At 74.9% G+C, this 14767-nt stretch carries 17 protein-coding genes and 1 pseudogene; 10 read left to right on the top strand and 8 right to left on the bottom strand.

Annotated features, from left to right (window positions below; all coding sequences use genetic code 11):
- Window positions 1-57 precede the first annotated feature (57 nt).
- Window positions 58-825, bottom strand: a complete 768-nt coding sequence (locus ACI79K_RS20920) for a hypothetical protein (RefSeq protein ID WP_456591107.1) — start codon at window positions 823-825, stop codon at window positions 58-60.
- Window positions 826-857: 32 nt separating this feature from the next.
- Entirely contained in the window at window positions 858-1733 is an 876-nt protein-coding gene (locus tag ACI79K_RS20915; RefSeq protein ID WP_456591108.1) for an ABC transporter ATP-binding protein, read from the bottom strand.
- 177 nt (window positions 1734-1910) lie between these two features.
- Between ACI79K_RS20915 and ACI79K_RS20910 the strand changes: the two genes are divergently transcribed.
- The 4 genes from ACI79K_RS20910 to ACI79K_RS20895 are packed head-to-tail and all read left to right on the top strand — an operon-like array spanning window position 1911 to window position 4907.
- Window positions 1911-3053 (top strand): sensor histidine kinase, encoded by a 1143-nt coding sequence (locus tag ACI79K_RS20910; protein WP_456600659.1) that lies wholly within the window; start codon window positions 1911-1913, stop codon window positions 3051-3053.
- Window positions 3050-3751, top strand: a complete 702-nt coding sequence (locus ACI79K_RS20905; protein ID WP_456591110.1) for a response regulator transcription factor — start codon at window positions 3050-3052, stop codon at window positions 3749-3751. The genes ACI79K_RS20910 and ACI79K_RS20905 overlap by 4 nt, the downstream gene beginning before the upstream one ends.
- Window positions 3752-3789: 38 nt before the next feature.
- Window positions 3790-4236, top strand: a complete 447-nt coding sequence (locus tag ACI79K_RS20900) for a MarR family winged helix-turn-helix transcriptional regulator (RefSeq protein ID WP_456600658.1) — start codon at window positions 3790-3792, stop codon at window positions 4234-4236.
- Window positions 4233-4907, top strand: a complete 675-nt coding sequence (locus ACI79K_RS20895) for a hypothetical protein (protein WP_456591112.1) — start codon at window positions 4233-4235, stop codon at window positions 4905-4907. Before ACI79K_RS20900 ends, ACI79K_RS20895 begins: the two co-directional genes overlap by 4 nt.
- Before the next feature lie 19 nt (window positions 4908-4926).
- Here ACI79K_RS20895 and ACI79K_RS20890 read toward each other — a convergent pair whose 3' ends face one another.
- Complete coding sequence (locus ACI79K_RS20890; protein ID WP_456591113.1) at window positions 4927-5673, bottom strand: thioesterase family protein; 747 nt, start codon at window positions 5671-5673, stop codon at window positions 4927-4929.
- Window positions 5674-5762: 89 nt separating this feature from the next.
- Here ACI79K_RS20890 and ACI79K_RS20885 point away from each other — a divergent pair, with 89 nt between their 5' ends.
- Both ACI79K_RS20885 and ACI79K_RS20880 read left to right on the top strand, forming a co-directional pair.
- The gene (locus ACI79K_RS20885; protein WP_456591114.1) at window positions 5763-6233 is read left to right on the top strand and encodes a winged helix-turn-helix transcriptional regulator; all 471 of its coding nucleotides are present in this window, start codon (window positions 5763-5765) and stop codon (window positions 6231-6233) included.
- 10 nt (window positions 6234-6243) lie between these two features.
- Window positions 6244-6699, top strand: a complete 456-nt coding sequence (locus tag ACI79K_RS20880) for a hypothetical protein (protein WP_456591115.1) — start codon at window positions 6244-6246, stop codon at window positions 6697-6699.
- 45 nt (window positions 6700-6744) lie between these two features.
- On the opposite strand, the pseudogene ACI79K_RS20875 reads toward ACI79K_RS20880, so the two are convergent.
- A pseudogene (locus ACI79K_RS20875) lies at window positions 6745-7308 on the bottom strand (peroxiredoxin family protein); the annotation flags it as partial.
- 343 nt (window positions 7309-7651) lie between these two features.
- Here ACI79K_RS20875 and ACI79K_RS20870 point away from each other — a divergent pair.
- Window positions 7652-8320 carry a maleylpyruvate isomerase family mycothiol-dependent enzyme gene (locus ACI79K_RS20870; protein ID WP_456591116.1) on the top strand — a complete coding sequence of 223 codons (669 nt, stop codon included), beginning with the start codon at window positions 7652-7654 and terminating at the stop codon, window positions 8318-8320.
- 84 nt (window positions 8321-8404) lie between these two features.
- On the opposite strand, the gene ACI79K_RS20865 is transcribed toward ACI79K_RS20870, so the two are convergent.
- Window positions 8405-8959 (bottom strand): hypothetical protein, encoded by a 555-nt coding sequence (locus ACI79K_RS20865; protein ID WP_456600657.1) that lies wholly within the window; start codon window positions 8957-8959, stop codon window positions 8405-8407.
- The gene (locus ACI79K_RS20860; RefSeq protein WP_456591118.1) at window positions 8959-10092 is read right to left on the bottom strand and encodes a serine hydrolase domain-containing protein; all 1134 of its coding nucleotides are present in this window, start codon (window positions 10090-10092) and stop codon (window positions 8959-8961) included. The genes ACI79K_RS20865 and ACI79K_RS20860 overlap by 1 nt, the downstream gene beginning before the upstream one ends.
- 186 nt (window positions 10093-10278) lie before the next feature.
- On the opposite strand from ACI79K_RS20860, the gene ACI79K_RS20855 reads away from it, so the two are divergent.
- Complete coding sequence (locus ACI79K_RS20855) at window positions 10279-10920, top strand: NAD(P)-dependent oxidoreductase (protein WP_456600656.1); 642 nt, start codon at window positions 10279-10281, stop codon at window positions 10918-10920.
- Window positions 10921-11159: 239 nt separating this feature from the next.
- A complete protein-coding gene (locus ACI79K_RS20850; protein WP_456600655.1) occupies window positions 11160-11636 on the top strand; it encodes a hypothetical protein in 477 nt (158 codons plus the stop codon).
- Window positions 11637-11680: 44 nt separating this feature from the next.
- Here the strand turns inward: ACI79K_RS20850 and ACI79K_RS20845 are convergent, their stop codons facing one another.
- Both ACI79K_RS20845 and ACI79K_RS20840 read right to left on the bottom strand, forming a co-directional pair.
- Complete coding sequence (locus ACI79K_RS20845; RefSeq protein ID WP_456591121.1) at window positions 11681-12301, bottom strand: dihydrofolate reductase family protein; 621 nt, start codon at window positions 12299-12301, stop codon at window positions 11681-11683.
- Between the two features lie 69 nt (window positions 12302-12370).
- Entirely contained in the window at window positions 12371-13279 is a 909-nt protein-coding gene (locus ACI79K_RS20840; RefSeq protein WP_456600654.1) for a GGDEF domain-containing protein, read from the bottom strand.
- Window positions 13280-13442: 163 nt separating this feature from the next.
- Between ACI79K_RS20840 and ACI79K_RS20835 the strand changes: the two genes are divergently transcribed.
- On the top strand, window positions 13443-14651 hold the full coding sequence (locus tag ACI79K_RS20835) for a globin domain-containing protein (protein WP_456591123.1): 1209 nt from the start codon (window positions 13443-13445) through the stop codon (window positions 14649-14651).
- Window positions 14652-14767: the final 116 nt, after the last annotated feature.

Genomic DNA, 14767 nt, shown 5'->3' with positions numbered 1-14767 from the left:
CCCGCCCCGACAACCGGTCGGGGCGGGGCCGGCGCACCAGGGACCCGGCAGCATCCGTCAGCCGACGGGACGCCGCCGAGTGAGCAGGTGGCCGACCACCGAGGTGACGACCACCCAGCCGACCAGCACCAGGACGGGCCGCACCTCCGGCGACCCCGTGGCCAGCGACATGGTGGCGCTGGTGGGGTCCAGCCACTCGGCCACGTCGGCGCTCCACAGCCGCACGATCGGCAGCGCCCCGAGCACCAGCAGGTACACCCCGGTCAGCGCGGCCGCGCTGTTGCCGACGGCAGCACCCAGGCCGGCGCCGGTCACCGCGAACACCGCGCCGGCCCCGATCACGGCGAGCACGGCCCGCCCGGCGCCGTCCCACGACGCCGTCTCGGGAACGATGCCCAGCAGCACGAGCACTGACAGGGCCGCACCCACCGCGGCCAGCACCACCCCGAGCAACGCCAGCGCACCCGTCTTGGCGGCCAGCACCCGGCCGCGGTGCGGCACGAGCAGGAATGTCGTCTCCGCGGTCCGATGGGTCCACTCTCCCGCGGTCGACAGCACCCCCAGCGCGAGCAGCAGCATGCCGGTCATCACGCCGACCGCGCCGAGCGGCCCGTCGACGAACGGGAACTCCTCCCCCGCCGCGATGCCCATGAGGGCCATCGCGGCCGGGCCGACCAAGGCCGCGGCGACGGCGAGCGCCTTGCCGGACCGGGTGGACAGGGACTTGCGGATCTCCAGCGCCGTCAGCGCCGGCAGTGACGGAGCGGTCCGGCGCACCGAACTGCGGACATGGGAGTGCGGGTCGAGGGTCAGGACGTCGGTCATCTCGGGTTCCTCCGAAGGGTGCGGTCGGGCGATCAGGAAGCGTGGGTGAGCTGGAAGAACAGGGCCTCGAGGTCGCGCTGGACCGGTCGCAGGTCGGTCAGCACGTGGCCACCGGAAGCGGCGACCGCCCCGACGTCCGCGACATCGGCGCCGGTCACCACCAGTGCCCCGCCGTCCCCGGGTTCCACGTGGAACCCGGCCGCCGTCAAGGCGGTCGCGAAGGCCGCGGCGTCCCGGGCCCGGACGACGACGCCCTCCCCGGCGAGCAGGGTGGCGACCGGACCGTCGGCGACGATCCGCCCGCGGTCGATCACCAGCAGCCGGTCGACGGTGTGCTCGACCTCGCCCAGCAGGTGCGAGGAGAGCAGCACGGTGCCGCCCCGGGCGGCGTGCCCGCGCAGCAGGTCGCGCATCCACCGGATGCCCTCCGGGTCCAGCCCGTTGGCCGGCTCGTCGAACACGAGCACCGGCGGATCGGCCAGCAGCGCGCCGGCGATGCCGAGCCGCTGCCGCATGCCGAGGGAGTAGCCGCCAATCCGCCGCCCGGCCGCGTGGCCCAGCCCGACCAGGCCCAGCACCTCGTCCACCCGCGAGCCCGGCACCCCGATCACCGCGGCCAGCAGCCGCAGGTGGGTCGCCCCGGTGCGTCCCGGGTGCACGGCCGAGGCGTCGAGCAGGGTGCCCATGACGGCGCCCGGGTTGGCCAGGTCGGCGTAGGGGTGACCGTCCACGGTCGCCGTTCCGGCGGTCGCCGGCACGAGGCCGGTCAGCATCCGCATCGTGGTGGTCTTGCCGGCGCCGTTCGGGCCGAGGAAGCCGGTCACCGAGCCGGGCTCCAGGGTGAAGGAGACGTCGTCGACGACGGTCTGGTCGCCGTACCTCTTGGTCAAGCCGCTGACCGCGATCATGGGAACCTCCGGGTTGTGGGGACGGCACCAACCTGCCGAGAAGGCCCTGGTCAGCGCGTCGGCCGCAGGCCTCGACCTCGGACGACGGACGATGCGACCTCGTCATCCGAAAGTTGACGCCGGCGATCCACTCCCGGGCGACCCACCGGCCGGTCCAGCCGAAATACGCTCTGCCGCATGAGGCTGCGGGAGCGACTGTGGCCCGGCCTGAGCCGCAGCGGCGTCGCCCTCGAGTTCACGCTGGCCCTGCTGTCCCTGGTCTCGGTCGCCCTCGCGACGGGCGACGACACCGGTGTGCTACCGCCCCCGGTGCTGTTCCCGGCCGGCGTCGCGCTCGCCGTGCTCCTGCTCCTGCGCCGCCGGCGGGCCCCGCTGCTGGTCTTCCTGACCAGTGCGCTGGTGACGGCGCTGGCGCCCGCGGTCGCCACCGCGCTGTCGGTCTCCGCCTACGCGGTCGGCCGCTACGAAGGCCGCCTGCAGCGCCGGCTCGTGGCCGCCCTCGTCGGGACGATCGCCGTGGTGCGGCCCTGGACGGGGGAGCCGCTCGTGGAGCTCGCCGTGATGCTCGCCGTCGCCGCGCTCGTCCTGCTGCTCCCCGGCGTGATCGGCGCCTGGGTGCGCGCCCGCGAGGAACTGCTGCTCGTCCTCCGCGACCGGGCCGAGAAGGCGGAGACCGAGCGGGAGCTGCTGGCGCGCGACGCCGTCCTCACCGAGCGGACACGCATCGCCCGCGAGATGCACGACGCCGTCGGCCACCGGGTGAGCCTCATGGTGCTGCAGGCGGGCGCCATCGAGATGGCCGCCCGCGATCCCGAGCGCGTGGAGCAGCTGGCCGACCAGGTGCAGACCGCCGGCCGGCGGGCCCTGGAGGAGCTGCGCCAGATGGTCGGGGTGCTCCGGGCCGAGGAGGTCGACGAGGCCGCGCCGCTCGGCCCGCAACCGGGTCTGGAGGACCTGCCCCGCCTGATCGCCCAGGCCACCGAGGCGGGCATGGCCGTGGAGCTCGCCGGCCCGCCCGAGGTCACGGAAGCCATCGACCCCGCCGTCGGCCGGGCCGCTTACCGGATCGTGCAGGAGGCGCTCACCAACGCCGGCAAGCACGCGCCCGGGTCGCACGTGCGAGTGGCCGTCGAGCGGCCGGACGGACAGCTCGTCGTGCGCGTGGTCAACGGATCGCCGGCGCGACCCGCCGGGGACGTTCCCGGTGGCGGATACGGCCTGGTGGGGTTGGCTGAGCGGGTGCGCACCCTCGGCGGCGGGTTGACGGCCGGACCCCGGCTGGACGGCGGCTTCGCGATCGAGGCGGTGCTGCCGGCATGAGTGAACAGGGGCGGGAGCTGGCCGGGAACGAGATCAGCCGTCCGGTCCGAGTGCTGCTGGTGGACGACGAGGAGCTGGTGCGCTTCGGGCTGCGGACGGTGCTGGAGTCGGCCGGCGGGTTCGAGGTGGTCGGCGAGGCAGCGGACGGCGCGGCGGGCGTCCGGGCGGCCCGCGAGCTGCGGCCCGACGTCGTCCTGACCGACATCCGCATGCCCGTGCTGGACGGGCTGGAGGCGACCAAGCGGATCCTGGCACTGTCGGATCCGCCACAGGTCGCCGTCCTCACGACCTTCCACCTCGACGAGTACGTGTACGCGGCGCTCGCGGCCGGCGCCGCCGGCTTCCTGCTCAAGGACACTCCGCCGCGGCAGATCGCCGCCGCGGTGCGTGCCGTCGCCGACGGCACCGCGACCCTCTCCCCCAAGGTGACCGCCGCACTCATCGACTCCTACGTCGACCGCCGCGCCGCGCCGCGCCGGGCCGAGGCGCTCAACCGGGTCGGGACGCTCTCCGACCGCGAGCGGGAGGTGCTCGCGCTACTGGGCACCGGCGAGCCCAACGCCGAGCTGGCCCGTCGGCTGTTCGTCAGCGAGGCGACGGTGAAGACCTACGTCTCGCGGCTGCTCACCAAGCTGGACCTGACCAACCGCACCCAGGCCGCGATCCTCGCCCACGAGGCCGGCCTGCTGGAGGACTGAGACTGTGCAGTAAGGTAATCGTGTAGTAGCTTCACAACATGTCCCCGGACGTGCGAGTCTTCGATCGCCTGCTCGAGATCGCGCTGCTCGTGCAGGACGACATGGCGCGCGAGCTGGAACCGGCCGGGCTCACCCCGGCCCGCACCCACCTCCTCTGGGAGGTGCACAGCCGCGGCCCGTCCAGCCAGCGCGCGCTGGCGACGGCGCTCGGCGTCACCCCGCGGAACATCACCGGCCTGGTCGACGCACTGGAGGAGCGCGGGTACGTCCGCCGCGAGCCCCACCCCACCGACCGGCGGATCACGCTGGTGACCCTCACCGAGCTGGGCGCCCGGGCAACCGGGCAGATGGACGCCGACCACCGCCGGATCGCTGCGCACCTGGTGGCCGGCTTCGACGCCGACCGGCTGGAGCGGTTCCGCACCGACCTGGACACCATCGCCGCCCGGCTGCACGAGCTGATGAACCCGGGAGCCCGGTCGTGACCGCCCCCGAACGGCGCACGGGCCGGCAGCGCCTCCGGTACCTGGGGACGCGCGCGGTCCAGCTGGAGGTCGGGGTCTGGCAGAGCCTCTCCCGGTTCGCGCTGCGCCGCCCCCGGGTGCCGGCCGGGGCGACCGCCTTTCCCTACCACCGGGTGGTGCTGCCGGTGATCATCACGTTCATCGTGGTGTCCGCGATCGAGCTGGTCGCCGTCGACGTCCTCACCCAGCGCTGGCCGCTGGTCCGCTACCCCCTGCTCGCGCTCGGCATCTGGGGCCTGGTGTGGATGTTCGGCTACCTCGCGGGGCTGGTCACCCGGCCGCACGCCGTGGGCCCGGAGGGCATCACCGTCCGGTTCTCGACCGACGTCGACCTCCAGGTGCCGTGGGACGTGATCGGCTCCGTGGCCCGGCGGTCGCGGACGCGGCCGGAGAAGGCGCCGCGGTTCGCCCGGGGTGACGACGGCGCGGCCACCCTCCAGCTGTGGATGCACGACCAGACGAACGTCGACATCGTGCTCGACCGGCCCGTCGTCGTCCGCCTGCCGGAGCTCACCGGCGAGGTGCGCACCGTCCGGCTGTTCGCCGACGACCCGGTGGCGTTCCTGGCCGAGGTGCGCCGGCAGCGCCCCTCCGTCGCCGGGCCCCCGGGGCGGGCTCCGCGGACCGCCTGAGCGGTTCCGGCCGGGCGGCTCAGGGACCGAGGAGCCGCCGGGTCTGCCGACCGCGGGCGACGAGCGAACCGTCCTCGGCCCGCAGCTCCACGTCGTCGACGGCTGCGTCGTCGTCGCACCAGACCGTGCGCTGGTCGACCCGCACCCACGCCCCGGGCGCCGGCGCCGGACCCGCCAGGTGCGCGGTCAGCTCGACCGTGGGCATCGCCGCCGGCACGGTGCGGACGGCGAACAGCGACGGCGGCAGCGCGTCGAGGAGCACGCCCAGCTGCACCAGCGGCTCCAGCTCCCCGCCCCGGATGCGCACCCAGGCGTGCAGCCGGGGCTCGGTGCCGCCGGCCAGCGGTCGCGACGCGTCCAGCGCCCGGATCTCGGTGTGCTCGGCGACCGGCACGTACTCGCGCGGCAGCTCGAACGGAACGCCGTCGACGACCAGCGGCAGCTCCACCGGCGGCCAGTGCTCGACGCCCGGGGACGCCGGTCGCGCGAGGGTGAGCACCTGCGCCACCGCCCGCAGGGCGCCGTCCTGCGCCAGCTCGCTGCGCACGCTCCCGGTGCGGCCGAGCCGGTCGGCCGTCGCCGCGACCACCGCCTCGACGTCGGCGGCGACCCCGCCGAGCAGGTGCGCGGTCACCGCGCGGGGCGGCGCCCCGGCGAGCTCGGCGGCGGCGGCGAGCAGGTGGCCGACGACCAGGCCGCCCTGCGTGTGGGTGAACGACCGCCAGCTGGGGTCGAAGACGAGCCGGCGGCCGGTGGCGAGGGTCATGGGGTCCTCTCGGCGGAACTGTGGTTCGACTTCCGAACCGACTGGGCCGGGACGCTACACCAGTTGGTTCGGTATGCGAACCTGGTGCCATGACGACGCGACTGGACGAGCTCCCGGGCCGGCGTTGCTCCATCGCGGGCGCACTCGACGTCGTCGGTGACCGATGGGCACTGCTCGTCGTGCGCGAGGTGTCGCTGGGTGCGCACCGGTTCAGCGAGATCCTGCGCGGCACCGGCGCGCCGAGGGAACGGCTGGCCGCCCGGCTGACCGCCCTGGTGGACGCCGGGGTGCTGGAGCGGCGGGAGTACAGCCGGAACCCGCCGCGCTCGGACTACCACCTGACCCGAGCGGGCCGCGACCTGCTGCCGGTGCTGCAGGCGCTCATGCAGTGGGGCGACCGCCACGTCGCCGACGCGCCCCCGGCCGAGCTGCGCCACCACGGGCACCGCATCACCGCCTCGTGGGTGTGCGACGTCTGCGGCGAGCCGGTGGGCGCCGGGACCGAGCGCCACGTCCCCGACGGCTCCGAGCCCGGGCACGGGCCGCTACCGGCCCCGTAGCCTCCGCCCCGTGGACGAGACGACGACGCACCGGCGGCCGCACCGGCTCCGCGAGGTGGCCGCCACCCGCCGCGGCTACGTCCTCGCCTGGTGGGGGTTCACCGCGACGTTCGTGCTGCTGCGCCTGCTCACCTGGCTCATCCACATCGACGTCGACATCGCCGGCCTCGGTGACGTCGAGGTTGGCGGGGTCCACCTGCACCACTACGTCTGGGGCATCCTGCTGCTGGCGCTGATCGGGTTCCTGGGCCTGGGCGACCGCAGCCCGAAGGTGCGCAGCGCGATGGGGCTGGGCTACGGCATCGGGCTGGCCCTGGTCGTCGACGAGGCGGCGCTGCTGATCCAGCTCGAGGACGTCTACTGGGACACCTTCGGCTGGGTCAGCGTCGGGATCGCCGTCGCCCTCATCGGCCTCGCGGGCAGCGTGCTGGCGCTCACCCGGTCCCCGCGCCAGCCCGGCACCTGAGCACCCGGTCGGCCGACCGCCCCCGGGGCCGGCCCGCCGGCGAGGTCAGCGGCCGTCCGGCGGGTGCTCCGCGCGCCACTCGTCGAAGGCGGCCAGGAACGACTCGGCCATCCGCTGCTCGGTCACGAGCTGCTCGCGGTCCCGCTCGTCGACCATCCGCTCGCTCAGCGCCATCGTGTTGAACCGGATCGCGCGGAAGTACGGGATGAACGACGAGGGCTTGAACGCCCGCTTCGACGGCTGCGGCTCCACGCCCTCCGGCGCCCACTCCACCACGGGCACCGGGTCGAGCCCGAGCTCCTCGACCGCGGCGAGCACGGGCTCGTCGTCGGTCCGGTCGGTGAAGTCCCGGGACAGCTCGTGGAACACCCCCCGCCCGTCCGGCGCCACCGCGACGACGACCGGCCGGAAGATCGAGGCGTCCTCGTCCCACGCGCCGAGCGGCTTGGCCAGGCGCTCGCCGCCCGGGTCGCTGACCCAGCGGAACGGCAGGTGCCAGGTGCGGTTCATCGCCAGCTGCACCTCCGGCGGATCGACGGAGGCGAGCACCACCTCGGCGCCGGCGTCGGCGAGGCGGGACAGGGACCGGGCCAGGCGGACCGCCTGGGCGCAGCAGTAGGGCTACCAGTCGCCCCGCAGGCCGACGAGCACGAGGGCGGCGCGCTCGTCGGCGCGCAGGGCCAGGAGGTCGGTGGCGTCCATGCACCGAGGCTACGGAGGCCCGGCGCCGCCCGCAGGGTCGCGCCGCGGCCGGGGGCCGGCTCCAGCGGCCCGCCGGTGCGCCACCCCGTGCTGCGGCGCTGGAGCCGGCGGCGGCGGATCGACGCGCTGTGTGCGGTCTCCCGGCGCGGGACCGACGCCCTCCTCGACGTCCCCACCGGCTGACCGCTCAGTTCCCGGTGCTCCCCCGGTCTGCCCTGCGCCTGCGCAGACGCCGACCACGAGGAGAACCATGCCGAAGCGCCCCCGGGTGGCGATGCTCGCCGCCGTCGCCGCCGAGCGGCTCGACCTGTGCGACGACCTCGAGACCCTCGACGAGCGCGATTGGGCCACCCCCTCGCTCTGCCGGGGCTGGACGGTGCACCACGTCCTCGCCCACCTGACGCTCGCCCACCGCCAGACGCTGCGCGCCACGCTGGCCCACGCGGTGCTCGCCCGCGGCGACTTCGACCGCACGGAGCTGATGTGGGCGCACGAGATCTCGGCCGAGCACCCCCCGGCCGAGCTGATCGCCCTGCTCAGGGCCACCGCCGCCGTCGACCACCGGGTGCCGTTGAGCTCGCCCCTCGACCCGCTCACCGACGTCCTCGTGCACGGCCAGGACATCGCCCGCCCGCTCGGGCTGCGCCGGGCGATGCGCCCCGACCGGGTCGTCCCCGCCCTCGACCACGTGTGGCGCAGCGGGTTCTACGGCCGCCCCGAGCGAAGGTTCGCCGGGCTGCGGTTCGTGGCGACCGACGTCGACTGGGCCGCCGGCGCGGGCTGCCGGGAGGTGCACGGCCCCGTGGGCGATCTGCTGCTCCTGGCGACCGGCCGGCCGGCCGCGCTGGACGCGCTCAGCGGCCCGGGTCTGGCCGAGGCCGCCGAGCGGGTGCTCGATGGCGAGCGCACCGCCGCCTGACCGGTTCGGCCGGATGTGCGCGCACCGATCCCTCCGGGCGGCGGAGACGACGGTTCGTGCACACATCGGGCCGCGGGGGCGCGCTCAGGGCAGCCGGCCGGTCGCCGCCAGCTCGACCGCGGTCAGCACCTCCCACCGGACCGCGGTGCTGCCCGGCCGGATCAGCCGCCAGTAGCGGGCGAAGCGGCGCCGGGTCACGGCGTCGGTCGACGCCACCCGGGTCTCCGAGCTGAGCTCCGTGCCGCTGCCCCGGGGCGTCAGCCGGAAGTCGATCGCCGCCTTGACCCAGCCGCGCTGCGTGAAGCGGCGGAACTCCTCCGCGTCGAGCACCGGCCCGTCGTCGCCGCCGTCCAGCCGCCAGGGCTGCAGCGCACCACCGAACACCACCGACCGCGGCTCGTCCGATGCCAGCAGGGGCACGGGCAGCGCGTCGAGGAAGGGCCGGTCGTGCAGCTGCCCGACGCCGCGCCCGGCCAGCACCACCGGCAGGAACCGCGCGGCGCTCAGCACCAGCGTCACCGGCAGCCCGGAGAGCCGGACGGCGTGCAGCGCGTCCCAGACGGCGGCCGGCTCCGCGGCGATCCAGCGCGCCTGCCGGGTGACGTGCTCCGGCCGCGGCAGGACGTCGTCGAGCTCCATCAGCCCAGTGCGTCGTAGACGGCCCGCACGTAGGCCTCGCTGCGGGGCGAGCCGATCAGGCCGCTGCCCATCTTGTTCATCATGTAGGTGATCGTCAGCCGCCGGTCGAGGTCCATCACCGCCAGCGAGCCGCCCCAGCCGCCCCAGAAGCAGGTCCGGCCCGCCGGCACGTACGGCACGGTCGGCGAGCCCAGGCAGAAGCCCGTCCCCCACCGGAACGGCGCGCCGAGCACCAGGTCCACGCCGTCGGCCTGCACCTCGAACACCTTGTCCACCGTCTCGGGGGACAGCAGCCGCACTCCGCCGGCCTCGCCGCCCAGCGAGAGGATCCGCAGCACCCGCAGAACGCCGCGGGCGTTGGAGTGCCCGTTGAGCGCGCCGAGGTCCGCGGCCCGCCACTGCGGGGAGTTGGCCGCCTTGGCCGACGCCGTCGGGCCGGTGAAGGTCTTCACCGCGACCGACTCGGGGTCGAGGGTGCGCGGATCGACGTCCGGGGGCGGCGGGGGCACCACCGGCGCGATGCGGGTCACCTCCGACTCCCGCGCGCCGATCTGGAAGTCCGCGCCCAGCGGGTCGGCGATGGTGTCGGCCACGAACTTCTTGAACGTCGTGTTCGTGATCCGCCGGATCACCTCGCCGACCAGGTGCCCCTGGTTGTTGGCGTGGTAGCCCGCCGCCGTCCCGGGCTCCCACCACGGCCGCTGCTGCGCCAGCCGCTCGGTGGCCGAGGGCCAGTCGTACATGTCGCGGATCGAGAAGGGCTGCTCCCAGCCGGAGACGCCGGAGGTGTGCGACAGCAGCTGCCGCACCCGCACGTCCTTCTTCCCCTTCGCGCAGAACTCCGGCCAGTAGTCGCCCACCGGAGCGTCGAGGTCCAGCTCGCCGCGGTCGGCGAGGATCAGCGCGGCCAGCGCGACCACGCATTTCGTCGTCGACCAGACGTTGACGATCGTGTGCTCCGACCACGGCAGGGTGCGGGCCTCGTCGCGGTAGCCGCCCCACAGGTCGACGACGGTGTCACCGTCCAGGTCGACGGCGACCGAGGCGCCGAGCTCCTCGCCGTCCAGCTGCTGCGCCAGCGCCTCGCGCACTCCCGCGAACCGCTCGTCGCACCTGCCGTGGACCTCGGCCATGAACCCTCCTCGTCGTGGGCGACGCCGTCGTCGCGACCGGAACGGATCATGGACACACTTCCTCGCCCGGCCCTCGTCCGCCACCCCGCCGGCCACGCCCGGGACGCCTGGCGCCTGTTGGTGGAATGCTCAACTACATCCTCTGGTTGCCGGGTCCGACGGATCGACCAGCACGGAGGAGACGACATGGCACGGATCGGTGTGTTCGGTGGCACGGGCTACGCGGGTGGGCACCTGGTGGCCGAGGCCGCGGGGCGGGGCCACGCAGTGACGTCCTACAGCCGCAGCCTCCCCGACCAGAGGGTGGACGGCGCGACCTACGTGCAGGGCTCGCTGCTGGACGCGGCCACCCGCCGCGCGGCGTTGGAGAGCTCCGACGTCGTCGTGGTCGCCGTCGCCCCCCGCGGGGACATGGCCGGCGCTGTTCGCGGTGGCGTGGCCGCGCTCGCCGCCGAGGCCGAGCAGGCCGGCGTCCGCCTGGGCGTGATCGGCGGTGCCGGCTCGCTGCAGGTGACCGAGGGCGGACCGCGCCTGTTCGACACCCCCGGGTTCCCCGCCGAGTACCGCCCGGAGAGCCTCGAGATGGCCGCGGTCCTCGACGACCTGGTGGCGACCGACGGGCTGGACTGGTTCTACGTGTGCCCGCCCGCGGCGTTCGGGGCCTTCGCCCCCGGCGAGCCCCGGGGCACCTACCGCGTGGGCGGCGACGTGCTGCTCACCGACGACCAGGGCGAGTCGTTCATCGGCGGCGCCGACTTCGCGCGTGCCCTGGTCGACGAGATCGACCGGCCGGCCCACCGGCGGGCGCGGTTCACCGTCGCCTACTGACCCGCGGCTGCCGGCGGGCGACGTCCCAGCGGCGATGCAGAGCTCCGGCTTCGCCACCCGGCACGGGCTGCTGAAGGCGCTCAGCCGGGAGGGGGGGCGCGCCGCTGGACGCGTTGCTCGCCGCCCCGGAGGCCGGGATCGCGCGCCTCCCCGGCGCCGCGGCCTGAGTCCACAGGTGCCGGCGACGGGCCCCCGCGGCCGCCGCGCTCCGGCATGATCACCCGCCAGGAGGTGCGGACGTGTTCAGGTGGTCGGCGCGACGGCGGGACGAGGAGCCGGAGATCCCCGGCATGGTGTCGGACGGGCGGCGGCGGCGCACCCGCGAGCGGTCACGAGCGGTCGCCGGCCCCGAGCCTGCAGCGGTGCGGGAACCCTTGCTCATCGCCGCCCACGAGGACCACTGGCTCCTCGACATCGTCGACGGCGAGTTCGTCGACGACGCGGGCACCGACTGGGGGCAGCTGGACGGCCGCGCCTGCTCCGACCAGCTGCTGCGGTGGTTCGACGCCGGGCTGCTCGAGCTGCGCGACGACAGCGCAACGCCGGCAGGGGACCCGGAGCGACGGCGCATCAGCGATCTGCCGCTGCTGCCGCCCGACGCCGCGCGGGAGCTGCTGAGCCGGCCTGACGTGTGGCTCGAGGAGGGCCCCGGCGCGTACACCACCCTGGCCCCCACCGAGCTCGGCCGCAGCACACCCGCCGGCTCCTGGCCCTGAGCCGGCCCGGCGGGGGGTTCCACGTGGAACCCCCCGCCGTCCGCTCACTCCGGCAGCGTCAGGTCCCCGGTCGCCAGTCCGCCCACCCGTCGGTAGGCGGCCATCACGGCGCCGGTCGTCGTCACCGTCGACGACACCAGCCGCCAGGTGCGCGGCGCGGCACCACCCGGGAACAGCCGCTTGCCCTCACCGACCACGACCGGGAACGTGATCAGCCGGAGCTCGTCCACGAGGTCCTCCTGCAACAGCGTGTGCACCAGCCCCGCCGAGCCGTGCACCTGCAGCTCACCGCCGTCCCGGTTCGTGAGATCCCGCACGGCCGACGGCACATCGCCGTCGAGCAACCGCGCGGTGTCCCAGTCCAGCGAGGTCGAGGTCCGCGACGCCACGTGCTTGGTCTTCGTGTTGAGCGCCGTGCCGACCGGGTCGCCTTCCGTGGGCACCTTCGGCCAGTGCGCGGCGAAGATCTCGTAGGTGCCACGGCCCAGGAGGAAGTCCTCGGCCGGGGCGAACCACGCCTCCATCTGGGCGCCCATGTCCTCGTCGAAGAACGGCACGAGCCAGCCACCGTGGCGGAAGCCCCCCGACGGGTCCTCGCCCAGCCCTCCGGGTGCCTGCATGACCCCGTCGAGGGTCAGGAACGTGGTGACGACGAGCGGGCGCATGGGGAGCTCCTTGCGTGAGTGGGTTCGCGGGTTGGACACCCGCCGCCCGCGGAACTCATCGCCGCCGGCTCACCACTGCCGCGGCGCCCGCCGCCGCTGGGAGCTCTTCGCGCCGTACATGGCGCGGTCGGCGCGGGCGACGACGTCGTCGGCCGGCTCCCCCGGGCGCCCGATCGCCGCCCCGACGCTCACCCCGATCCGCAGCGGCCCGTCCGGGCCGGGAAAGGGCGCACCCAGCCGGATGACCACGCGACGTGCCAGGTCGGCCAGCGTCGCCTCGTTGCCGGCCGGGCACACGATCACGAACTCGTCGCCACCGAAGCGCGCCACCAGGTGCTCGGCGCCGGCCACCTCGACCAGCCGCGTCGCCGCCTCGACGAGCAAGCGGTCGCCCACGCCGTGCCCGTACTCGTCGTTGACCGTCTTGAAGTCGTCGAGGTCGCAGAAGAGCAGCCCGCACCCGCCCGTCTGCAGCCGCAGGCCCAGCACGTCGAACAGCGCCCCGCGGTTGGCCACGCCGGTGAGCAGGTCGGTGCGGGTCTGCTCGTGCAGCCGCGCCTCCCGGGCCCGCTCCTCGGTGACGTCGAGCCCGACGCAGGCGATCGCGTAGGGCTGCCCCTCATCGTCCAGGAGGACGGTGTTGCGCATGGTCACCCGCCGCAGTCCGCCCCGGGCGTCGATCCAGTCGGCCTCCTGCGGGTAGGCCTTCCCGCTGGCCATCGCCCGCCGCACGGCCTCCTCGGCGTGCGGCACGTCGTCGGGGATGACCCACACGTCCCAGAACCGGCGCCCCAACAGGTCCTCACCCGTGCGGCCGGTGAAGCGCTGCAGCGCGGGGTTGGAGAGCAGGATGCGGCCCTCGCCGTCGACGATGCACAGCAGCGCGTCGACCGCCTGCACGAACGCGTGCGCCAACCGGGTCTCCGACGCAGCCGGGCTCGCACCGACCAGCGGAGCCGAGCCCTCCTGCGCCGACATCCGTACGCGCTCCTGCCACTCATCGGACGAGCTGGTTCCGCGCCCGGGGCGGTGACCATACGGCGCGAGGGACCCCTCCGGTCCCGTTCCTGACCTGCCCCGACACCCCGTGTTGCCTAACGTGGGCCGCGCAACCGCAGAATCCAGGGGGAAGGAAGTCCGCATGCTGTCCGACAGGTCCGCACCCGTCGTCCAGGCCACGCTGCCGGCCGTCGCGGAGAACATCCAGGAGATCGCGCGCCGGTTCTACGCGCACTTGTTCGGAGAGCACCCGGAGCTGTTCGACGGCACGTTCAACCGCGGCAACCAGGCCGAGGGCACCCAGCAGGTCGCGCTGGCCGGCTCCGTCGCGGTGTTCGCCAGCGCGCTGGTGAACCACCCCGACCGGCTCCCCGAGCACCTGATGAGCCGGATCGCGCACAAGCACACCTCGCTGGGGATCAAGCCCGAGCAGTACCAGGTGGTCCACGACCACCTCTTCTGGGCCATCGCCGACGTCCTGGGCGACGCCGTCACGCCCGAGGTGGCCGCCGCCTGGGACGAGGTCTACTGGCTGATGGCCAACGCGCTGATCAACCAGGAGCGCGGCCTCTACAGCGCCCGCGGGGTGCGGCCCGAGACCGTCTGGCGGCAGTGGGAGGTCGCGGAGAAGGCCCGCGAGACCGACGACGTCGTCACCTTCCGGGTCCGGCGGGTCGACGACCGGCTGGTGAAGAGCTCCCTGCCGGGCCAGTACGTGACGGTGCGGCCGATCATGCCCGACGGCGTCCGCCAGCCCCGGCAGTACAGCCTGACCCGCGCCGACGACGGCGAGCACCGCCAGTTCTCCGTCAAGCGGGTGCACGGCGGCGGCAAGCCCGACGGCGAGGTCTCCAACCTGCTGCACGACTCGATCGGCGTGGGCGACCGGCTGGAGCTGTCGGTGCCGTTCGGCGACGTCGTCCTCGACGACTCCGGGCGGCCGGTGGTCTTCGTCAGCGCCGGCATCGGCATCACCCCGATGGCCGGGATGCTCTCGCACCTCGCCCACGCCGGCTCCGGCCTCGACGTCCGGCTGTGGCACGCCGACGTGGACGAGGCCTCCTGGGCGCTGCGGCAGCAGGTGCTCGGCGACGTGGCGACGCTGCCCAACGCCTCGGCCCACGTCTGGTTCGAGCGGGGCGCCGAGTGCTCGCTGCCGGTCGACGGCGTGCACGCCGGGCAGATGGACCTGTCGCAGGTCGACCTGCCGTGGGGCGCCGTCTACTACCTGTGCGGACCGCTGCCGTTCATGCAGGCCGTGCGGAGCACGCTCCTCGACCGCGGCATCCCGGCGCAGGACATCCAGTACGAGGTGTTCGGCCCCGACCTGTGGCAGGCCGACCTGGACTGAGGGGCGCGGGGGGGGGGGGGGGGGGGGGGGGGGGGGGGGGGGGGGGGGGGGGGGGGGGGGGGGGGGGGGGGGGGGGGGGGGGGGGGGGGGGGGGGGGGGGGGGGGGGGGGGGGGGG

Source organism: Blastococcus sp. SYSU DS0616 (assembly GCF_054051015.1).
The sequence above is the reverse complement of the archived record's forward strand: the minus strand, read 5'-3'. Positions and strand labels throughout refer to the sequence as shown.